Raw genomic sequence first — 21,394 nt, 5'->3', positions numbered from 1 at the left:
ACATGAAAAAAAATATAATAACCGGAATAATCATTTTAGGCGCAATAGCAATCATCTCAGTAGTTTTAACAAACAACAAAAAGGAAAATGAAGCAAAAACAGCTATTGTAGCTGAAAAAAATGCAAGTGTTTCCGTTAAAGTTGAAACGGTAAAAACGGAACAAGTTTCACTTGATTTTTCGGCCAATGGAAATTTTGAGCCATTACAAGAATTGAGTTTTTCGGCAGAAAAACCAGGAAGAGTGGTACGTGTTTTAGTTGATGAAGGAGACAATGTAAGAATTGGGCAAACCTTAGCTGTTGTAAGAAGCGAACAAGTTTCATCTGACTTACAAACGGCACAGGCTTCCTATCAAAATGCTTTAAGCGATTACAGTCGTTTTGAAAATGCATTCAAAACAGGAGGTGTTACAAAACAACAATTAGATCAGGCTAAACTGAATTTAGTGACTTCGAAATCAAGATTACAACAAGCAAAGGTTAATATTGGCGACACCAATATCAAAGCTACAATAAACGGTATTGTAAATAAAAAATACATTGAACCAGGATCGGTTCTTGCTGCTGCAACGCAAATGTTTGATATTGTAAATGTTTCTAAGCTGAAACTAAAAGTTACAGTGAATGAAAACCAAGTTGCAGGTTTAAAATTAGGAAACATTGTAAACGTAAAAGCAAGTGTCTATCCTGACGCTACTTTTTCTGGTAAAATTACGTTCATCGCTCCCAAAGCTGATACCCGTTTAAACTTTCCTGTGGAAATAGAAATTGCCAATAATTCCTCTAATGATTTGAAAGCGGGAATGTACGGAACAGCTGAATTTGCTTCAAACCAACAAAAACAATCGTTGATGATTGTTCCCAGAAATGCTTTTGTAGGAAGTGTAAGCAGCAACCAGATTTTTGTTGTTGAAAATAGCGTAGCAAAATTAAAGACGGTAACTGCCGGAAGAATTCTTGGTGATAAAGTAGAAATTATAAACGGTCTTTCTGATGGTGACACTGTGATTGTTACTGGTCAAATCAACCTTCAGGATGGGTATAAAGTGGATATTATTAAATAATTTGTTAATGGTAATGGTCAATTATAAACGATTGACCGCAAAAACTACAGCAACCATTAATAATTAATAATCAACAATCAAAATATATGAAATTAGCAGAAATATCCATAAAACGTCCCTCCTTAGTAATTGTATTGTTTACAATTCTAATTTTAGGTGGAATATTCAGTTACAGTCAACTGGGCTACGAATTAATTCCAAAATTCGAACAAAATGTAATTACCATTGCAACCATATATCCTGGAGCTTCTCCAAGTGAAGTTGAAAATACGGTAACCAAAAAAATTGAAGATGCTGTTGCTTCTTTAGAAAACATAAAAAAAATAGATTCAAAATCATACGAAAGTTTGTCGACGGTTTCTATTACTTTAACTTCAAAAGCCAAAGTTGATATCTCCTTAAATGATGCACAACGAAAAATAAATGCGATCATTAGCGATTTACCCGACAATGCAAAAGCCCCTTCCTTAAGTAAATTCTCTTTGAGTGACTTACCAATTATGACCATTGGTGCTAATGGAAAGATGGATGAAGCTGCTTTCTATGACTTAATTGATAAAAAAATAGCCCCTGTATTGTCCCGTGTAGCCGGTGTGGCTCAAGTTAGTATTATTGGAGGACAGGAACGTGAAATCCAAGTCAATCTTGATGCAGTAAAAATGCAGGCCTATGGACTTTCTATCCCACAAGTACAGCAAAATATTTTGACTTCCAATCTTGATTTTCCTACAGGGAATATTCAAACTCGTAATCAAAAAATCTTAATTCGTTTAGCTGGAAAATACAAAAATGTTGAAGAATTAAAAAACTTAGTTGTTTCCTCAGATAGCGGAACTCAGGTTCGACTGGGTGATATTGCTGATGTTCAGGATACACAAAAAATTGCCGAAAAAATATCGCGTATCGATCAAAAAAGTGCTATTATTTTACAAATTGTAAAACAATCTGATGCTAATGCAGTTGCGGTAAGTGAAGAACTATTAAAAACAGTTTCTAAATTGGAAAGCGATTACAAAGTCAATCAATTAAAACTCGAAGTAGCAAAAGACAGTACAGTTTTCACATTAGAAGCTGCCGATTCCGTAGTACACGATTTACTGATTGCAGTATTTTTGGTAGCCTTTGTAATGTTATTTTTCTTGCATAGCATCAGAAACTCATTGATTGTAATGGTTTCTATTCCCGCTTCATTAATTTCAACATTTATTGGGATTTATTTGCTGGGCTATACGCTGAATTTAATGAGTTTACTGGGATTATCGCTCGTCGTTGGTATCCTGGTGGACGATGCAATTGTGGTGCTGGAAAACATTTACCGACACATGGAGATGGGCAAAAGTCGCATACGTGCTTCTTACGATGGAACAGCCGAAATTGGCGGAACTGTAACTTCGATTACCTTAGTAATTGTTGTGGTATTTTTACCAATTGCAATGAGTTCTGGTTTGGTTTCAAACATTATTACACAATTTTGCGTTACTGTAATCATCTCCACTTTACTTTCACTTTTAGCTTCGTTTACGATTATTCCTTGGTTGTCTTCTCGTTTTGGAAAATTAGAACACATTGAAGGTAAAAATGCTTTTGGAAGAATTATTCTTGGATTCGAAAGCTATTTAACCCGTTTTATCAACTGGATTTCTGGTCTGTTAACCTGGTCTTTAGACCATTACAAAACGACCTTAGCAATTGTTCTATTTGTCTTCTTTAGTTCGATAGCGCTTATTCCTGCAGGATTTATCGGTGGTGAATTTTTTGCAGCATCAGATAGTGGCGAATTTTTAGTTCAAATAGAAATGCCGAAAGATGCCTCATTGGAGCAGACAAACTTTATGACTCAAAAAGCAGAAGCCTTTTTGAAAACGCAAGAATATGTAAAGAGTCAAATCACAACCGTTGGTCAAACCAGTGAAGGTTTAGGTGCATCGCAAGCTACTGCTTACAAAGCTGAGATTGACGTAAAAATGATTGAACAAAAAGACCGGTCTGATGACGCCTCTGTCTATGCTGCAAAAATAAAACGTAAACTAGAAAAAGTATTGGTTGGAGCAAAAGTAAAAACTGTTCCGGTTGGTATTTTAGGAACTGCCCAAGATGCAACACTGGGATTAATCGTAACAGGCTCGTCACTAGAAAGTGCGATGGCTTTTGCAAAACAAGCGGAAGCGGAATTGTATAAAATCCCTGGTGCAACAGAAATTAAATTATCTGTGGAATCCGGAAATCCAGAAATCAATGTTCAAGTCGACAGAGATAAAATGGCTGCACTTGGTTTGAGTCTGCAGACTGTTGGTTTAACCATGCAAACTGCGTACAGTGGAAACACTGACGGAAAATTTAGAGCGGGAGAATACGAATATGATATCAATATCAAATACAACAGTTTTGACCGAAAAAGTATTGATGATGTAAGCAACTTGATTTTTATAAATGAAAGAGGCGAACAAATCAAATTATCGCAATTTGCATCGGTAAAAGAAGGTTCCGGACCAAGTCAATTGGAACGTAGAGATAAAACAGCATCGGTTACCGTAAAAGGACAAAACGTTGGAGTACCTGCAGGAACTATCGTAAACCAATGGCAGGAAAAATTGAATAAACTAAAAAAACCAACAGGTGTAAACTATATCTGGGGTGGAGATCAGGAAAACCAATCGGAAGGTTTTGGGACATTAGGAATTGCATTGTTGGCGGCAATCATCTTGGTTTACCTTGTAATGGTTGGATTGTATGACAGTTTTGCTCATCCATTTGTAGTATTGTTCGCTATTCCACTTTCTTTTATCGGAGCGTTATTAGCCTTGGCTTTGACCAACAATACCTTGAATATATTCACCATTCTTGGTATAATTATGCTAATTGGTTTAGTTTGTAAAAATGCAATTATGTTAGTCGATTACACCAATCAGCGAAGAGCCGCAGGAGAATCCATAAGAACTGCATTAATTCAGGCCAATCACGCGAGACTTCGTCCAATTTTGATGACGACTATTGCAATGGTATTTGGTATGTTCCCAATTGCATTAGCCTCCGGTGCCGGTGCCGAATGGAAAAATGGTCTGGCATGGGTTATTATCGGAGGATTAATTTCTTCGTTATTTTTAACCCTGATTGTTGTTCCGGTGATATATGAAATTATGGAGAAATTAATTAGCAAATTCAGTAAAGGAGAAAAAATAGATTACGAAGCTGAAATGGTTGCCGATTATGACCACAAAGAATTGAGTGAAGATGGTTTTAATCCGAAACATACATTGTAATTCTAATCTAAAAACATCTTATACTACAAGGAGCTACAGATTATTAAATAAAATTATTTAAACAGTTGCAAGAAGGTTCTTGCAACTGTTTTTTGTTTATACCGGTTTGGAATTTTATCATTAGACCCAATCCTTTTATATTCCCGCAATAAAAACATCTTTTAGGAGCTGCAGGAAGATTACTATTTTTTCCCTATTTCTGGTCATCCATAATAAAAGTACTATTTTTGTGATGAATTAACATCCCTGTTTTTATTTAAAGCAATCATTATTTCACAAAGTCAATAAATAAGAGAACCGATGAATGACGTTTTTTCTATAAAAGAAGCCCTGCATAAAATAGAACATTTTTGCGCCTATCAAGAACGATGTCATGAAGAAGTGGTACAAAAACTGAGAACTATGAAGATGGATTCAGAAAAAATTGATACCATTATGGTTCAACTTATCAGTGATAATTTTCTAAATGAAGAACGTTTTGCCTGCAGTTTCGCAAGAGGAAAACACCGCATTAAACAGTGGGGGAGAATTAGAATTGTAAACGAATTAAAGTCAAAAAAAATAACACAGACGCTTATCAATATTGCACTAAAGGAAATCTCGGCCGAGGAATATGCAACAACTTTTGAGACCTTAGCTGAAAGACATTGGGAATCCATACGAGAAACCAATTTGCTAAAAAAAAGAAAGAAATTCTGTGACTATATGCTACGCAGAGGATTTGAAAGCAATTTGGTCTTTGAGAAAGTAAAAGATCTGGAGCATTTGAAAGAGGAATAAAAAATAGTTATAATCTAAGCTACAAACTCAAAAGTATGCTAACAGCATTTCCACCAAAACCAACTGCGTTTACCAGTACTTTTCTAATCGGTTTGGTCTGCAATCGCGCTTCTGTAAAAGGGACTCCGACGAACCTGTTGTGTTGCATCATCATAATCGCCAATTCCATACTGAGTATTCCTGAAGCTCCAAAAGTGTGTCCAATTTTCCATTTATTGGTAGTTAATAAAGGAAGTGTTTCACCGAAGACTTTCTCAATGGCTCTGTGTTCAGTCAGATCGCCTTTTATTGTTCCAGGCGCATGCATTACAATCGCATCCACCTCGGACAAATCCGTATTTTGCAAAGCCATTTTCATTGATTTCTGAAAACAGGTCGCTTCGGCTGAAATGGAAATATTATGCTCCAGAATTTCTGTTGCATAACCAATTCCTTCGATATACGCCAGTGCATTTTCTTTTTTACCAATTTCGAGACAACAAACTCCGGCACCTTCGCCAAGAATCATGGTACTTTGTTTCTTTTTTAAATCAAGCGCACGATTGGGATACGCTTCTTCACTGTTCGAATAAATTTTCAATGCACGCATTTGCGCAATTGTAAAATCTGTTAAAGGAGCTTCGCTGCCACCAACGAGAAATTTATCAGCCATTCCGGATCGTAGCCAAGCCACACCGTTCAGCAAAGCGTGTAAAGCAGTGGAACAAGTAATCGAGTGCGAAATTTCCGGACCTGAACTTTGCAAATCATGGCTTACCCAAGAGGAAATATTCCCCAAAGTTGTTGTTGGAGAAGCAAGGGTATGCGCTTTTCCTGTTGCTAAATATTCTTGATAATGCTTTTCGAATAAATCAGTTGCACCGCGCGACGATCCGATGTTGATTCCAAAAACATCCTTTGCAGTCCAACCTGCATTTTGCATTGCTTTTCGGGAAGCCGCCATAGCATACAAAACTGATTTATCTAACGATTTGTATTTGGGGTCAGATTCTCTTAATTTGTCAACAACCTGTTCTGAATTCGTGTCCAAAGCTGCTACAAAGGTTTTTTTATGATCTAAATCATGTTCAGTAAAACAATGATTTAGAGTAAGATAATTTTCCCAAATCATCTCTGGTGTGTTCCCTAAAGGTGAAATAGAAGCAATGGCTGTTATAGAGATTGTTTCAGACAAAATACTGTTGTTATTTAAGCGCAAAGGTCGCAAAGTTTTTGGCAAAGTTCACGAGGGTTTGAAAATTTATACATTCAAAATGCACCTTTATTGTTATAAATTTAAACTATTTCTAAAGCTTTTTCGACCACTTGATACACTTTTTGTAATTGCTCATCGGTAATAATATAAGGGGGCAAAATATAAACTATATTACCGACAGGGCGTAGGATTATTCCATTTTCAATAAAAAAATCATAGAGTTTATTGCGTAAGGTTCCGTAATAACTGGCAGCACTTTCGGTTTTTATTTCCAATGCAAAAATAACACCCAGCACGCGGGTTGTAACTACTTTCGGATGGTTTTTTATACGTTCCTGAAACCTCAAATGACTTTGATTTACACGAGCAATATTAACTTGCATTGCACTGGTTTGCAACAACTCAAAACTTGCTAAAGCTGCTGCACAACCTGTAGGATTTGCCGTGAAAGTATGCCCGTGAAACAATGCTTTATTAATATCATCATCATAAAAAGCCTCGAAAATATTTTGGGTAAAAGTGGTAATTGCCATAGGAATAGTACCCCCGGTCAACGCTTTTGACAAACACATCATGTCTGGTTTTTCTACTAGATAGTCAGTCGCAAAAGTTTTACCCGTTTTACCAAAACCAGTCATCACTTCATCAGCAATGGTCAGCACTTTATTTTGCTGACAGATGCGCATCAATTCATCTAATGCTTCGGGCTCATACATCACCATTCCTGCCGCTCCTTGAACCAATGGCTCGTAAATAAAACCAGCGCAGTTATTCTCTTTTATTACTTTATTCAGCGCATCGTTGCTTTGCTGTTCTTTTCCTTTCACAGGAACTGGAATCCGAACCACATCAATGAACATCCCTTGAAACGCTTTTGTGTAAAAAGAAATTCCGCTTGCCGCCATTGCCGCAAATGTATCGCCATGAAAAGCATTTTCGAAAGCTATTATTGTAGTTTTCTTTTCGCCTTTATTGAAAAAATATTGCAAAGCGACCTTAATCGCTACTTCAACCGCTGTAGAACCATTATCGGAAAAGAATATTTTTCGCTGGTTTTTGGGCAAAATTTCCATCAACTTCTCAGCAACCAAAACAGCTGGCTCATGTGTAAATCCACCAAAAAGAACATGCTCTAATGTCGTGAGTTGTTTGTAAATAGCATCGGCTATAAATTTATTGGAATGCCCATAAGGATTCACCCACCAAGAGGCTATTGCATCAATGTATTCTTTGTTATTTTCATCCCAAAGCAAAGCGCCTTCGCCTTTTTTAATGGCAATGGGAACTGCTGCAGTTTTGTGTTGTGTATATGGATGCCAAAGATATTGGCTGTCCCTTTCTGTTAAGTTCATTTTGCAAAGATAAAAGAAGCAAGGTACAAGAAGTGCAAAAAACACAAAAAAAACAAGTCTTGATTCTTTCTTCCTGATTCTTAATTTTTATAAACTCAATAGGTTTTTCCGAAACAAATCAGCATATTCCAGTATTACGTTTTGGTCGAAATACGGCTCTTGCTCAATTCTTCCAATGCATTTCACACCTGTTTTATTTAAAATTATTGCTTCTGATGATTTGTTTTCTTCGCCATTAAAAATAATACCGGCTATGTTAATTTTTCGGCTTTGTAAAGCTTCAATTGTGAGCAAAGTATGATTGATACTACCCAAATAATGTCTGGAAACAACAATTACCTTATAGTCGGGCTGAATCAGATTAATAACCGAATCGGTATCGTTTAATGGAACAAAAACCCCTCCAGCGCCTTCAATTACTAAATGATTGGCTGTCTTAGGCTCGGTGATTTTAGTTAAATCAATAACAATTCCGTCTAATTCTGCTGCCAGGTGTGGACTTGCCGGTGTATTCAAAACATAGCTATTAGCGTGAATTGCAGTCTTTTTGTTGGACAACAATACTTTGATTTTATGACTGTCAGAATTTTCTAAATCACCGGCTTGGACGGGTTTCCAATAATCGGCTTCTAAAGCTTCTACTATAATGGCTGATGCAATGGTTTTACCTACATCGGTTGAAATTCCTGTGATGAATAGTTTCATTATTTATGGTTTAACTGGAAAATTTGCAAATCGGCGTTCAAAAATCAGTGTTCAAAAACAAAAATACTTAACAAAGTCAAGACTTTGGAGATTTCTTCTTTTGAATTAAAGCTATGCAAACAAAATCGCAATCGCTCCTGCCCTTCTGGAACTGTTGGCGAAAGTATGGCTTTCACATCAAAACCTTTTCCTTGCAGTTTTTGGGCTATTGATTTAACATTTTCATTTCCGGGAATAATCGCTGATTGTATTGCCGATTTGCTTCGAACAAACAATTGTCTCAGTCCTAATATGTTCTTCTGCTGGTTGAAATGAATGATGTTTTCACGAAGCAGCTCTATATTTTGTTTCTCTTTGTCCAAATAGTGGTAAGCCATTAAAATTGTGGCAACCGAATGTGGTGAAAGTCCCGTTGTGTAAATAAAACTTCGGGAAAAATTCACTAAATAATCCCTCAATTCCAGAGAGCCTAAAATCGCGGCACCATGGCATCCCAATCCTTTTCCGAAAGTTACAATCCGGGCGAAAACCTGATCTTGCAGGTTTAAATCCTGAACTAATCCTTCCCCTTTTTCTCCAAAAACGCCCAAAGCATGGGCTTCGTCAATAACTAAATAACAATTGTGTTTTTCAGATAACTGTACTAATTCCTCAAGATTTGGTGTATCGCCATCCATCGAAAAAACAGATTCGGTAACAATATAAATGACTGGATTTTGATTTCGCTGAATTAATCTTTCCAAATCCTCAAAATCATTATGATTGAACTTGTATGCTTTGGCATTCGATAGCTGAATCCCATCCCTAATGGAAGCGTGACACAATTCATCGTATAAAATTAAGTCGCCTTTTTGTGGAAGCGAACTAAAAAAACCAACATTGGCGTCATAACCGGAATTAAAAATTAATGCCGATTCAGATTGGTGAAACGGTGCGAGGTAGTTTTCGGTCTTCGGATAAAGTTTATGATTTCCGGATAATAATCTGGAACCTGTAGCTCCATTCTGAATCTCATTAGTTTCGATTAAATACCGGTGCGTTTCATGAAAAATAGTTTCTGACTTGGATAACCCAAGATAATCATTGGAAGCAAAATCAATCGCTTTACCAGACAAGGGCAATTGTCTCAAAGCATTATTTTGCTTTCGGCTCTCCAGTTTAGCGGATAGATTTTTTGGAAATTTTCTCATACGCCACAAAAATAAGAATATATTTTGTTCCATTTTTGTTTGATTACTTTTTAAAATTAATGCATTCTCAAGATAAGATTCGCTTTTCCAATCGCAGTACATTAATCCCAAAAAATAAATGACAAAAAATTAACAAGTGAAAAATAGTTATCGAAATAAAATTAACAAAAATTTACGAAAACCTTTTCGATTTAATAAACTACTAAAATTATGTTAAAAAAATCTTAAAATTTACATCCAAGACATTTCATTCTAAAATAGTTTTCTACTTTCGACAATTATGAAACGAATTGCATCACTTTTTTTATTAGTAACATTGTTTTACAATGTTCTGGGATACTATCTGATGTTTGCTTATCAACAAGAGCAAGCATGGATCAGTAGTATGGAAAAAGCATCCAGCTCAGAGTTGCATGTTATAAAATTGAATGCTACTCTATATTCTTTCATTGAAGACACTGATTTTGAATATGTGAATGAAAACGTAGTTATTAACAATAAAAGTTACCATATTTTCAAGAAAAGAATTCAGAATAACATCTTAAGCCTTTATTATCTTCGTAATACACATCAAGATGCGATAAGCAAAGACTTAAAAGATATTGTTGACAATCAATTATTCAATGGTACTTCTTCAAAAGATGCTCCTGTAAAAAAACTAATGAAGTCTTTTCTTCAAGATTTCATTCCAAATAATACTGTTGCTGTTGATTTTTCTCCAAAAACAGCTGCCCGTTCGATTGAACGCATCATCACACCAAACAGGGCGCTGGATTCCGGACACATTTCCTTATCGTATTCTCCGCCAGATATGGCATAATTCCTTCCTTTATTTTAGTGGAATCATTCACTATCTGACATTGTAAAATCAAGATAATTCAGGATTGCTTTTTAGTTAAGATTGTACATTCACAACAACTTTTATTGGAAATAATGCTTATTAAATACAAAATAGTCCTTTTGTGTTTTTCGAATTCATCTATTTGTGAAGGATTTCATAGGCCTGTTTTATATTTCCATTCCGGTATATTTTGTACAATTAACTTTCGGCATCACGACTTAAATTTATTTACAAGTTCAAAAATGGTTTTCTAAAAAAACTATTTAAAGAAAACTCAACCTATCCCTTTTGCAGCGCAAAATCAAACGATTTTCTTTGGGTAAAAACCGAAAACAAATCTTGTTTTACAACGACAAAACCTATTAAGTAACTTATTTTTTTTTAAGAAGTCGCTGTTGGAGTATTTTACACTATTAACCATTCAAAAAAAACCAAAACCTTGAAAAAATTATCCGCTTTACAATCCGCCTGTTCTTTTATTTTATTACTTACAATTGCTTTTAACACCCAAAACATGGCCGCACAAGGCTGTGTAGCCGTGCGCCAGATGGGAGGCCAAAATCTAAACTCTTCAAATTCCTATAATCTAGATAGCGGTGAATTTCAAGTAGGAGCTAATTATCGTTATTTTCACTCTTGGAGACACTTTGTTGGTAAAGTAGAACAACCGCAACGTCAATTAACGGGAGGTGGATTTGATGCAAATGGAAAAGAACGTGGCAATGCAGTAAACATCTATTCTCATGCAGTCGATTTAAATGTTTCTTACGGATTAACTGACCGTATTCAACTGAACGCAACTTTACCTTATGTAAATAATGAGCGCTCTCAAATATTGAGACAAACAACGCCTGTAAAAAACACGTATCGCTATAGCGTATACGCTGAGGGTATAGCTGATGCCCGCTTCAGCGTTAACTATTGGGTTGTTGATCCAAAAAAAGCAGAAAAAGGAAATATTATGGTAGGGTTGGGTGTTAAACTAAACACGGGTAGTCATGACCGAAGAGACGATGCTCCACAAGCTGATGGAACTACCAAAAGTGTTCTAATGGACCAAGCTATCCAACCTGGAGATGGCGGTGTAGGTTTTTCAGTAGAATTACAAGCATTCCGACAATTAACCGGACGCCTTTATGGTTTTGCAAATGGATACTACTTGTTTAATCCAAGAGAATCAAACGGCACCTTTAAATCAGCCCCAAAAGCAGGTCTGGAAGGATATAATATTTATGCATCACCTGATCAATATTTTGGACGTGCGGGTTTTATGGCCGCTGTCGATAAAAAAGAAAATTTCACAGTTTCCTTAGCTGGAAGATTTGAAGGAATTCCTGCCTATGATGCTTTTGGCGGCCAAGTGGCGTACCGTCGTCCTGGATATGTTATTGCAGTTGAATATGGTTTTTCATACCGCATAGGAAAACATGGTTTCAGTTTATATATCCCTTATAATGTTGTTAAAAATCGCATCCAAAGCGCTGCCGATATTGCTGATCAAAACCTACAGAATTCAGTGATCACAGATCCAAGCAAATATGTGCATGTTCAAGGAGATGCTGCATTTGCAGATTACTCTATCAATGTTGGTTATTCCTACCGTTTCAATTTAAATAAAAAAATGACTATGACTATGAAGCATTAATTTCATCTAAAAGAAAACTAAATTTTTTTAATTATGAAAATAAAAACCATATCTACATTCATACTGTTATTACTTTCTTTTTTGATACAATCATGTGATTATTTTAGCAACCCTAACGACAAAATGGTCGAGATTTTAGCTGCAAAATACAAACAGTTTAGTGTCAAAGACAATCCTTTTTGCCCAGAGGCGGAATTAGCTTTTTTTGATTCTTTATCAACTGCACCAGCCGAAACCAATAACCGGTTTATAGCTACATTTTACAAAGGGAATAGCCTTTTGAAATTGGGAAAAGAAAATGAATCTGTAGCTACTTTTGAATCTATTATTAAAAGAATAGGCATGTCAAATACTAATAGTGCAGAAGTACTACGAAATATGGCACTCTCCTACATGCGTTTAGGCGAACGACAAAACTGCATTATCAACCACTCGACTGAATCCTGTATCATGCCCATCAGAAATTCAGGAATACACCTGAAACAGCAGGGCTCTAAAAAAGCAATTGCAATTTATGAACTTCTTTTAAATGACTTTCCTGATGATTATGAATCAAGATGGCTGCTTAATATTGCCTATATGACACTGGGTGATTACCCATCAAAAGTCCCCGCTAAATGGCTTATTCCCAACTTAGACAAGGACAACTCTAATTATACCATTAAGCCTTTTATAGATGTGGCTCCTAATTTGGGGATTAATAATCGAAATATGGCCGGAGGAATTATTGTGGATGATTTCAATAATGATAATTATCTGGATTTTATAACTTCAGATTGGAGTTTAAAAAATGGCACCATGCATTATTACCAAAACGACAAAAAAGGAGGGTTCATGGATTGCTCCAAAAAATCCGAATTAGGGCGTTTCAAAGGCGGATTAAATATGATTCAAGCGGATTATGACAATGACGGTGATGTAGATGTTTTTGTTTTAAGAGGTGCATGGATGGGAAATTATGGTAAGCAACCTAACTCTTTGTTGAGAAATAATGGTGATGATACCTTTACCGATGTGACGATCAAAAGTGGTTTATATTCTGAACATCCAACGCAAGCCGGGGTATGGAAAGATTTTAATAATGATGGATGGCTGGATTTATTTATTGGCAATGAAAGCAGACCGGAATTAAATGAAATTAATCCTTGCGAATTGTACATCAGCAATCAAGATGGCACCTTTAAAGAAGTTTCGGTTAAAGCAAATTGTGCAATCGTAGATTTTGTAAAAGGAGTTGCAGCTAGCGATTATAACAATGATGGTCTGGAAGATTTATATGTATCGGGTAATAGAGAAAGAAAAACCCTGCTCAAAAACATGGGAATAAAAAATGGTATTCCACAATTTGAAGATGTAACACAAAAAGCTGGCTTAGCAGATATAAAAGTCGGAACATTCCCAACCTGGTTTTGGGATTATGACAATGATGGATGGCAAGATCTGTTTGTATGTGGTTATAAATTTGATTTGAGCGTTGCTCATACTGCCGGAACAGAAGCATTAAATATTCCTAATAAAGCCAGTAAAATGTACTTATACCACAATAATCATGATGGTACATTTACCAATGTCTCTGAAAAAGCAGGTTTAAATAAATCTGTTTTTTCAATGGGTTCTAACTTTGGCGATATTGACAATGATGGCTACCTAGATATGTATTTGGGAACTGGGAATCCCGATTATAAATCGCTTGTCCCAAATCGTCTTTTTAGAAACATGGGTGATGGCAAATTTTCCGATGTTACCGTTTCCGGCAGAGTTGGTAATTTACAAAAAGGACATGGAGTTGCCATTAATGATTTAGACAATGATGGCGATGCCGATATTTTTATAGAAGTGGGTGGCGCCTATATTGGTGATTCTTTCAACAATTCCTTATACTTAAACCCCGGCCAGAATACGAATCATTGGATAAATGTACAATTAGAAGGAACAAACACGAACCGCTCTGCAATTGGCACACGAATTAAGATCAGCTTTAAAGAAAACGGTATTAAAAGAGTTGTTTACCGAGAAGTAAACTCTGGCGGAAGTTTTGGCGCATCAGCACTGAGAAGAGAAATAGGCATTGGCCAAGCAAATATGATAGATGAGATCGCTATTACATGGTCTAAAGCACACAAAGCACAAATTTTTAAAAACATAAAGCCGAATCAATTTATTAAGATAAAAGAAGGAAGCGCTATTATCACTAAAGAAAAACTTAATAAAATAATTTTTCCTTACAAAAGTGACAATTCAGCTATATGCAAACCTGTTACTATGCAATAAGCTAAAGTGTCCGTAAATTAAACCGACCCAATGCCAATTACTAACAACTAATCTTTTTACTAAAAATGAAAAAATTTTACCTGAGTTGCCTACTATTGGCACCTTTTTTTATTAATGCTCAAACTGATATTGACGGAATCATGATGAGCAAAAACAATTTTTGCGTTGGAGCAATATATCAATACAGTAGCTGGGATCAGTACTGGGAGGGAACGCTTAAAAGAGAGAACCTAAATCTTGGTACCGTATCAACAAAATCCGTTGGACTGATGGGAAACTATGGCATATCAGACAAATTGAATGCTATTTTTAGTTTGCCGTATATAGAAACCAATGCTTCTGCCGGAACCATGAAAGGCCAAAAGGGAATCCAAGATCTTTCCCTTACGCTAAAATACATGCCCTTAGAAAAAACAATTGGTCAAGCAACCTATTCCATTTATGTATTAGGAAGTTTTTCAACTCCTCTATCCGATTATACTGCTGACTATTTGCCGTTGAGCCTTGGCTTAAAAAGCAAAACAGCTTCACTACGACTAATGGGAGACTATCAGAGAGGAAACTTCTTTACCACATTCTCCGGTGCCTATATAAAAAGAGCGAACATAACCATTGATAGAAATGCCTATCTCACTGATGAAATGCATTATACTAACGAAGTCAATATGCCTGATGCTATTTCAGTGAATTTTAGAGCGGGTTATCGCTCTAACAGATTGATTGCCGAATTTGTTATAGACAATTGGGTAACCCAATCGGGAGGATTTGACATTACAAAAAACAACATGCCTTTTCCAAGCAACACCATGAATGCATTAAAATACGGCATCAATTCTAAATATACATTTAAAAAAATTCCCGAATTATCTCTTATAGCTGGTTATAATTACGTAGTAGAAGGAAGAAACGTTGGGAAATCGGACACCTTCTTCGGCGGTGCATTTTATGTGATTAACTTAAAAAAAATAAGCAAACAAGATGAAAAATAGTATACAAAAAACAGCCTTTACCACTTTTTTGGCTTTATTTCTTGCCTGTACTTATTCCTGTAGTGATGACATTACGGAACGAAACGAATTTCACGCCTTAAATCCTACCAATACAGACGACTTGGCTGGAACTTGGAAAACATTTTTATTGACGGCTCCTAACGAATTCCCTCTAGATGCACCCGTTGCAACAAATACACCCGCATTCACAAGAGAAATTAACGAAATAAAAAGTTATCAAGCTAACCTATCAGAAGATCAAAAAAGAATAATAAAATATTGGAGCGCTGGTGGCGTTTTACGCTGGAATGAAATCATGCGCACTTTAGTAGCTAGACACAACCGTCCTCCTTATCAAAATGAAGATGGAACTTATCCCGCACCATCGGCGGCAAATCCGTTTGCAAATCCGCAATTTCCATTTTCAAATCCACCTTATGCAGCTAGAGCCTATGCCTACGTAAGTGCTGCGCAATACGATGCATTGGTCGCCACTTGGTATTATAAAAAATTGTACAACAGGGCAGCTCCTTTCACCGTTGACGCAACTTTACAAGTTTTAATTCCAAAGAGCGCTATGCCTTCCTATCCTTCAGAAGATGGGGTACTATCCGGTGTTACAGTTGAATTACTAAAATTATTATTCCCAACTGAAATTGCCTACATCGACGAAAAAGCGGAAGAACAAAAATTATATCGTATTATAAGCGGTGCGAATGTTCGAAGCGACGTAGATGCCGGCATCATTTTAGGAAGAAAGATAGCAGCAAAATTCATTACAAGAGCGGGTGCTGACGGAGCAGGTGCCGCTATAGGAAACCAGGCACTTTGGACTCAATTAGAGACGCAAACTATAGCCACTGGAGAAACACCTTGGTTGTCATTAGATTTACCTGCAAGACCCCCAATGTTACCCTTATTTGGCAAAGTAAAATCGTTCTTGATGACTCCTGAAATGGTTGTTGCCAGCCGACCAGTTCCGCCACCGTCCACAAAATCAGAACAATTTGCAAAAGAATTGGCTGAAATCAAAAATTACGGCAAAAATCCCTCAAAAAAGAACATGGAAATTGTTACTTTTTGGGCTGATGGTGTAGGAACCTACACACCACCTGGACATTGGAATGCTATTGCATCTGAGTCATTTGTGGAACAAAATTACAGCGAAGTACGATGGGCACGAAATATGGCATTATTAAACATTGCGATGATGGACGCCGCCATCAGTTGTTGGGACGCAAAATACACTTACTTTAATCCAAGACCATCACAAATGGATCCTACTATAAAAACAATGACCGGAACTCCTAATTTCCCTTCCTATGTATCGGGCCATTCTACTTTTAGTGGTGCTGCCTGCGTTGTTTTAGCGCATTTCATTCCTGCAAAAGCGCAAAGTTTTATAGCTATGGCAAAAGAAGCTTCAGACTCCAGAATGTTCGGATGCATTCATTACAGAAGTGATTGCGAAAAAGGACTTGAATTAGGCGAAAAAGTAGGTAAATTTGCTGTTGCAAGGGCCACTACAGACGGCGCAGAATAGCGTAAAAACAGTAAGGTTGATAATTTGGTTTAATGGTTTGTTTTATATCTCATTTTATCAACTATAGCCTAACAGACGTTGGAAATCTGTTAGGCTTTCTATTTTTTTTGCTATGAACTTTAAAATACAAAAACAACCTTTTCATTTTGAAAAATAGCAGCCACATAAAATTAGTACAAACAAATAGTTCACTATGAAACCAACATTCAACTTTTTTTATTTCAGATTTAGTAAAAAAATGGAGAAACATAGTATCACTATGATGCGAATTTCCCTGGCAATAGTTTACGTCTGGTTTGGTGCTTTGAAAATTTTCGGAATGAGTCCTGCTGGTGATCTGGTAGAAAAAACAGTTTACTGGTTTAAACCAGAAATATTCATTCCAATTCTTGGTATATGCGAAGTAATTATTGGTCTCGGATTACTCGTAAAAAGATTCATCCCTTATACAATTACTTTATTATTAATGCATATGGCCGTTACATTCTTTCCGGTTTTTATACTAAAAACGATGTGTTTCGATGTGTTCCCTTATTGCCCTACTTTAGTTGGGCAATACATCATTAAAAATCTTATTTTAATTTCAGGAGCTCTTGTAATTGCAGGAAAATACAACGAAAAGTATTATGCCGAAATGAATTCTAAACTGGTATAAAATAAAAATTTACTGAAGTCACCGCTATAAACCTTCGCTTTGTGCAAGCCCATGAAGCAGTCGGTTTTAAAACGATGGACAAGTATAGAGAAGATGACATTGCTTAGTAATGCATGCTTTGTAATTGAGCATAAAAAAAGCCTAACGGTTGCGTCAGGCTTTACTTTTTTTATTATAATCGAAATTATTTTAGTCGGCTAAAATAATAACTTTATTATCTTTCATTTCAATTGTTCCTGAAGTGATTGCCAACGTATAATTTTGCTCATCAAGCTTTGTGAATTTACCTGCCACTTCTTTTGCAAAAGAAAAATTAGAAGCGGTAATTCTCACAACACCTTTTCCTAAAATAGAAACAATAGGTGCGTGATTATTCAAAATCTGAAAGCTTCCATCAACTCCTGGCAATGTAACCGAAGTCACTTCTGCTGAAAATAATTTTGCTTCTGGTGATACTATTTCTAATAACATAATTATGAGTTTTGAATTATGAGTTATGAGTTATCAAAATTGAATAACTCTCAACCTCATAACTTATAATTTTTAAGCTTCCGCTAACATTTTTTCTCCAGCTTCGATAGCTTCTTCGATAGTACCTTTAAGGTTAAAAGCTGATTCTGGTAAGTGATCTAATTCACCATCAATAATCATATTAAATCCTTTGATCGTATCTTTAATATCAACCAATACCCCTTTTAATCCTGTAAATTGCTCAGCAACGTGGAAAGGTTGAGATAAGAAACGTTGTACACGACGTGCTCTTGAAACGGCTAATTTATCATCTTCCGATAATTCTTCCATACCAAGAATCGCAATGATATCTTGTAGTTGTTTGTATTTTTGTAAAATTTCTTTCACTCTTTGTGCACAGTCATAATGCTCATTACCTAAAATTTGTGGTGTAAGAATTCTTGAAGTTGAATCCAATGGATCAACTGCAGGATAAATACCTAATTCCGCAATTTTACGAGACAATACAGTAGTAGCATCAAGATGGGCAAAAGTTGTAGCCGGAGCCGGGTCAGTTAAATCATCCGCAGGAACATAAACTGCCTGCACAGATGTAATAGAACCTTTGTTTGTTGATGTAATACGCTCTTGCATCGCACCCATTTCAGTAGCCAATGTTGGTTGGTAACCTACCGCAGAAGGCATACGACCCAAAAGTGCCGAAACTTCAGATCCTGCTTGTGTAAAACGGAAGATATTATCCACGAAGAACAATACATCTTTTCCTTGATCAGTTCCTGCTCCGTCACGGAAATATTCCGCAATAGACAATCCAGAAAGTGCTACACGAGCACGAGCCCCTGGTGGCTCATTCATTTGACCGAAAACGAAAGTAGCTTTAGACTCTCTCATTCCTGGCATATCCACTTTAGATAAATCCCATCCTCCATTTTCCATAGAGTGCATGAATTCATCCCCGTATTTTATAATTCCTGACTCTAACATCTCACGTAGCAAGTCATTCCCTTCACGTGTTCTTTCTCCTACTCCTGCGAATACTGAAAGTCCACCGTGACCTTTTGCGATATTGTTAATCAACTCCTGAATCAATACTGTTTTACCAACTCCAGCACCACCGAACAATCCAATTTTACCCCCTTTTGAATAAGGCTCAATTAAATCGATTACTTTAATACCAGTAAATAAAACTTCAGAAGAAGTCGATAAATCTTCGAATTTTGGTGCTTGTCTGTGAATAGACATTCCGTTTTCACCTGTTTTTGGCAAGTTTCCTAAACCATCAATGGCATCTCCAATTACGTTGAACAAACGACCGTAAACATCGGCACCGATTGGCATTTGGATAGGATTTCCTGTTCCAACTACTTCATAACCTCTACTCAAACCATCTGTTGAGTCCATCGAAATGGTACGAACGGTGTTTTCACCAATATGAGATTGTACTTCAAGCACTAATAAAGTACCATCTTTTTTTGTGATTTCTAATGAATCATAAATTTTTGGAAGTTCAACATCCTTACCGTTGAAAACTACGTCAACTACTGGGCCTATGATTTGGGCAACTTTTCCTATTACTTTTGACATTACTTATGTATTTATTAAATAGCTATTTAGGTTTATGAAATAATACCAACCGAAACTTATCGATCAGACACTTTTTTCAGTGCGCAAAGATAATTTTTTAAAATATAAAATCAATATTTTTTTTTATAAAAAACACCATAATTTTATTGCTTTGTTTTTATTGCCGTTTTAAAACAAACAAAAACCTATTATTCCTATAAAAAACAAGAAACCACCTCGTTTAAAAACGGGTGGCTTTTTAGGTCTGACCAACATTACAATTATTGGATTATAGCGGGGTATACTATCGGATAAAGACTTAAATCAACTGATTTTAATGTTGAAGAATATTTAGCATTGATCGCGGCCGTAAATGCATTTGCTATTAGCGCATAACCTCTGGGACTTGGATGAATACCGTCCAGCGAGAAAGCTCCACCAGTCACGTATGCTGAAGTAAGGGTAAAACTATTACTGATTATTCCTCCATTTGACAACTGGGTCATAATCGCTTTCGTATCTACAAAAGCCAATCCTTTGGCATCAGCGATTGTTTTTATGGAAATATTATAAGCATCAGTAGCCACTTTTACTTCTGCAACTTCAGTTGGTATCAATACATGCTTGTCCTGTAATGGATAGGTAATCCCGAATTTATTTAAAGGAGACGGAGGTGCCATTCCTATACCAGAATCAGTGGCGGTAGGAGCTGCTCCTATGGCAGATTGCGTTGGCAAAACAACCAAATCCGCAGCAGTAGCTTGTCGGGCCTGTCCAAACACGCTTCCGTAAAAAGCAGCGGTAGCCGCACCCAAACTGGGAGTAAAAGCTGCTGTTAACTGAGCAGACAAATTCACCAAAGATTCATCTTTAATCAATACGGGATTAGCAACCGTTGCAGAAAGGAGGTTAATTCGATCTCCTGCACCAAATGCCGTTAATGCCTGTTTTACCGGTCCATACAACTGAGCATTTAAAGCAGCTATCGTACCTTGACCTACCGCTTCATTACCACTACCAAGAACCTTAGCAGTCAATGGATTATAAGGAACCGTTGTAAAATAAGGAAGCGTATTCACATAAGGAAGATTTGCAACTACGCCTTTTGCTCCATTTGCAGTTAAATTAGTAACCAATCCTGAATAAACACTTGCAAAAACAGTAGGATCTGTTATATCATTACCACCATAAGTAGCCGGATTTAAATTTCCTGTTTGGTTTACACCAACACCCCCGGATGTCGCATAACTCAAAACATCATTAAAACCAATCCACAAAGAAAAGAAAGTTGGCGTTTGAACTAAAGCATCCGCTAAAATCGTTGTTCCAGAGGCAGTGGCAAATCTTGCGAAATACGGATTTGCAGCACCAGTAGCCACACCCGCAACATTTCCATATCCTGGCGCTATAAGATGATAACTTTTTGCTCCAGGAACTCCTAAATTACTAAATGGCCCTGTAATTTTAGTAGTCACTTCGGTCGTAGGAGTACCACTAACAGGTATCGGTGCGACACCGTTAAAATACAATCGAACACCCGCTATTACATTTCCTCCCAATAACAATCCCCCAACATTATCAGATGTAAAAGGCGTTTTAAAGTCTCCTCCTCCAGCTGTGGCAAATTGCTTGGCTACTATATTTACATAAGAACCTTCCTGTCCTTTTTTGAAAAGAGCACCATCACTATATCCCGCAGCAAAAGAATCTCCTAATGCTACATATTTTGTAAAGCTGGCTGTTCCTGAAGTCACTGGCTCTTCAACAACAGTATTTTCATCATCGTTATTACATGCTACAAAGCTTAAAGAAACCAATAGTAGCCATTTGAAATTTTTTATCATGGTTATGTTTTTTAAATTATTGACTC

Annotated in this window: 16 protein-coding genes; 9 read left to right on the top strand and 7 right to left on the bottom strand. The window is 36.5% G+C overall.

Annotated features, from left to right (window positions below; all coding sequences use genetic code 11):
* Positions 1 to 2: 2 nt before the first annotated feature.
* The 3 genes from ACNQGH_RS07290 to ACNQGH_RS07280 all read left to right on the top strand — a co-directional run bounded on the left by ACNQGH_RS07290 (position 3) and on the right by ACNQGH_RS07280 (position 5,104).
* Positions 3 to 1,064, top strand: a complete 1,062-nt coding sequence (locus tag ACNQGH_RS07290) for an efflux RND transporter periplasmic adaptor subunit (RefSeq protein ID WP_417955322.1) — start codon at positions 3 to 5, stop codon at positions 1,062 to 1,064.
* Between the two features lie 86 nt (positions 1,065 to 1,150).
* On the top strand, positions 1,151 to 4,324 hold the full coding sequence (locus ACNQGH_RS07285) for an efflux RND transporter permease subunit (protein ID WP_417955321.1): 3,174 nt from the start codon (positions 1,151 to 1,153) through the stop codon (positions 4,322 to 4,324).
* A gap of 300 nt (positions 4,325 to 4,624) precedes the next feature.
* Complete coding sequence (locus ACNQGH_RS07280; protein WP_417955320.1) at positions 4,625 to 5,104, top strand: regulatory protein RecX; 480 nt, start codon at positions 4,625 to 4,627, stop codon at positions 5,102 to 5,104.
* Between the two features lie 19 nt (positions 5,105 to 5,123).
* On the opposite strand, the gene ACNQGH_RS07275 is transcribed toward ACNQGH_RS07280, so the two are convergent.
* The 4 genes from ACNQGH_RS07275 to ACNQGH_RS07260 all read right to left on the bottom strand — a co-directional run bounded on the left by ACNQGH_RS07275 (position 5,124) and on the right by ACNQGH_RS07260 (position 9,546).
* Positions 5,124 to 6,278, bottom strand: a complete 1,155-nt coding sequence (locus ACNQGH_RS07275) for a beta-ketoacyl synthase N-terminal-like domain-containing protein (RefSeq protein ID WP_417955319.1) — start codon at positions 6,276 to 6,278, stop codon at positions 5,124 to 5,126.
* A 101-nt stretch (positions 6,279 to 6,379) separates the two neighbouring features.
* Complete coding sequence (bioA, locus tag ACNQGH_RS07270; RefSeq protein WP_417955318.1) at positions 6,380 to 7,651, bottom strand: adenosylmethionine--8-amino-7-oxononanoate transaminase; 1,272 nt, start codon at positions 7,649 to 7,651, stop codon at positions 6,380 to 6,382.
* An 87-nt stretch (positions 7,652 to 7,738) separates the two neighbouring features.
* Positions 7,739 to 8,356 (bottom strand): dethiobiotin synthase, encoded by a 618-nt coding sequence (bioD, locus tag ACNQGH_RS07265; protein ID WP_417955317.1) that lies wholly within the window; start codon positions 8,354 to 8,356, stop codon positions 7,739 to 7,741.
* A gap of 44 nt (positions 8,357 to 8,400) precedes the next feature.
* Positions 8,401 to 9,546, bottom strand: a complete 1,146-nt coding sequence (locus tag ACNQGH_RS07260; RefSeq protein ID WP_417955413.1) for an aminotransferase class I/II-fold pyridoxal phosphate-dependent enzyme — start codon at positions 9,544 to 9,546, stop codon at positions 8,401 to 8,403.
* 280 nt (positions 9,547 to 9,826) lie between these two features.
* On the opposite strand from ACNQGH_RS07260, the gene ACNQGH_RS07255 reads away from it, so the two are divergent.
* From ACNQGH_RS07255 to ACNQGH_RS07230, 6 genes are all read left to right on the top strand, one after another.
* On the top strand, positions 9,827 to 10,366 hold the full coding sequence (locus tag ACNQGH_RS07255; protein ID WP_417955316.1) for a hypothetical protein: 540 nt from the start codon (positions 9,827 to 9,829) through the stop codon (positions 10,364 to 10,366).
* A 460-nt stretch (positions 10,367 to 10,826) separates the two neighbouring features.
* Positions 10,827 to 12,032, top strand: coding sequence for a hypothetical protein (locus ACNQGH_RS07250; protein WP_417955315.1), 1,206 nt, complete (start codon positions 10,827 to 10,829; stop codon positions 12,030 to 12,032).
* 33 nt (positions 12,033 to 12,065) lie between these two features.
* Positions 12,066 to 14,303 (top strand): CRTAC1 family protein, encoded by a 2,238-nt coding sequence (locus ACNQGH_RS07245; protein WP_417955314.1) that lies wholly within the window; start codon positions 12,066 to 12,068, stop codon positions 14,301 to 14,303.
* Between the two features lie 65 nt (positions 14,304 to 14,368).
* Entirely contained in the window at positions 14,369 to 15,292 is a 924-nt protein-coding gene (locus ACNQGH_RS07240) for a hypothetical protein (protein ID WP_417955313.1), read from the top strand.
* Positions 15,282 to 16,835 carry a vanadium-dependent haloperoxidase gene (locus tag ACNQGH_RS07235; protein WP_417955312.1) on the top strand — a complete coding sequence of 518 codons (1,554 nt, stop codon included), beginning with the start codon at positions 15,282 to 15,284 and terminating at the stop codon, positions 16,833 to 16,835. Before ACNQGH_RS07240 ends, ACNQGH_RS07235 begins: the two co-directional genes overlap by 11 nt.
* 238 nt (positions 16,836 to 17,073) lie before the next feature.
* The gene (locus tag ACNQGH_RS07230; RefSeq protein WP_417955311.1) at positions 17,074 to 17,490 is read left to right on the top strand and encodes a DoxX family membrane protein; all 417 of its coding nucleotides are present in this window, start codon (positions 17,074 to 17,076) and stop codon (positions 17,488 to 17,490) included.
* 189 nt (positions 17,491 to 17,679) lie between these two features.
* Here the strand turns inward: ACNQGH_RS07230 and ACNQGH_RS07225 are convergent, their stop codons facing one another.
* The 3 genes from ACNQGH_RS07225 to ACNQGH_RS07215 form a co-directional block, all read right to left on the bottom strand.
* The gene (locus ACNQGH_RS07225) at positions 17,680 to 17,961 is read right to left on the bottom strand and encodes a FoF1 ATP synthase subunit delta/epsilon (protein ID WP_417955310.1); all 282 of its coding nucleotides are present in this window, start codon (positions 17,959 to 17,961) and stop codon (positions 17,680 to 17,682) included.
* Positions 17,962 to 18,033: 72 nt separating this feature from the next.
* Positions 18,034 to 19,545: a F0F1 ATP synthase subunit beta gene (gene atpD / locus ACNQGH_RS07220; RefSeq protein WP_309757586.1), complete on the bottom strand. Its 1,512-nt coding sequence runs from the start codon at positions 19,543 to 19,545 to the stop codon at positions 18,034 to 18,036.
* A gap of 260 nt (positions 19,546 to 19,805) precedes the next feature.
* Positions 19,806 to 21,368, bottom strand: a complete 1,563-nt coding sequence (locus ACNQGH_RS07215) for a G-D-S-L family lipolytic protein (RefSeq protein WP_417955309.1) — start codon at positions 21,366 to 21,368, stop codon at positions 19,806 to 19,808.
* Positions 21,369 to 21,394: the final 26 nt, after the last annotated feature.

Origin of the sequence: Flavobacterium kochi (assembly GCF_048286715.1) — a bacterium.
Classification (GTDB): domain Bacteria; phylum Bacteroidota; class Bacteroidia; order Flavobacteriales; family Flavobacteriaceae; genus Flavobacterium.
The sequence above is the reverse complement of the archived record's forward strand: the minus strand, read 5'-3'. Positions and strand labels throughout refer to the sequence as shown.

Bases quoted from the DNA above. Each gene is read 5' to 3' on its own strand.
- ACNQGH_RS07225 (WP_417955310.1), bottom strand. From the start codon at position 17,961: ATGTTATTAGAAATAGTATCACCAGAAGCAAAATTATTTTCAGCAGAA.
- bioA (WP_417955318.1), bottom strand. From the start codon at position 7,651: ATGAACTTAACAGAAAGGGACAGCCAATATCTTTGGCATCCATATACA.
- ACNQGH_RS07280 (WP_417955320.1), top strand. From the start codon at position 4,625: ATGAATGACGTTTTTTCTATAAAAGAAGCCCTGCATAAAATAGAACAT.
- ACNQGH_RS07260 (WP_417955413.1), bottom strand. From the start codon at position 9,546: ATGAGAAAATTTCCAAAAAATCTATCCGCTAAACTGGAGAGCCGAAAG.
- ACNQGH_RS07230 (WP_417955311.1), top strand. From the start codon at position 17,074: ATGGAGAAACATAGTATCACTATGATGCGAATTTCCCTGGCAATAGTT.
- ACNQGH_RS07255 (WP_417955316.1), top strand. From the start codon at position 9,827: ATGAAACGAATTGCATCACTTTTTTTATTAGTAACATTGTTTTACAAT.
- ACNQGH_RS07240 (WP_417955313.1), top strand. From the start codon at position 14,369: ATGAAAAAATTTTACCTGAGTTGCCTACTATTGGCACCTTTTTTTATT.
- bioD (WP_417955317.1), bottom strand. From the start codon at position 8,356: ATGAAACTATTCATCACAGGAATTTCAACCGATGTAGGTAAAACCATT.
- ACNQGH_RS07215 (WP_417955309.1), bottom strand. From the start codon at position 21,368: ATGATAAAAAATTTCAAATGGCTACTATTGGTTTCTTTAAGCTTTGTA.
- atpD (WP_309757586.1), bottom strand. From the start codon at position 19,545: ATGTCAAAAGTAATAGGAAAAGTTGCCCAAATCATAGGCCCAGTAGTT.
- ACNQGH_RS07245 (WP_417955314.1), top strand. From the start codon at position 12,066: ATGAAAATAAAAACCATATCTACATTCATACTGTTATTACTTTCTTTT.
- ACNQGH_RS07285 (WP_417955321.1), top strand. From the start codon at position 1,151: ATGAAATTAGCAGAAATATCCATAAAACGTCCCTCCTTAGTAATTGTA.
- ACNQGH_RS07235 (WP_417955312.1), top strand. From the start codon at position 15,282: ATGAAAAATAGTATACAAAAAACAGCCTTTACCACTTTTTTGGCTTTA.
- ACNQGH_RS07290 (WP_417955322.1), top strand. From the start codon at position 3: ATGAAAAAAAATATAATAACCGGAATAATCATTTTAGGCGCAATAGCA.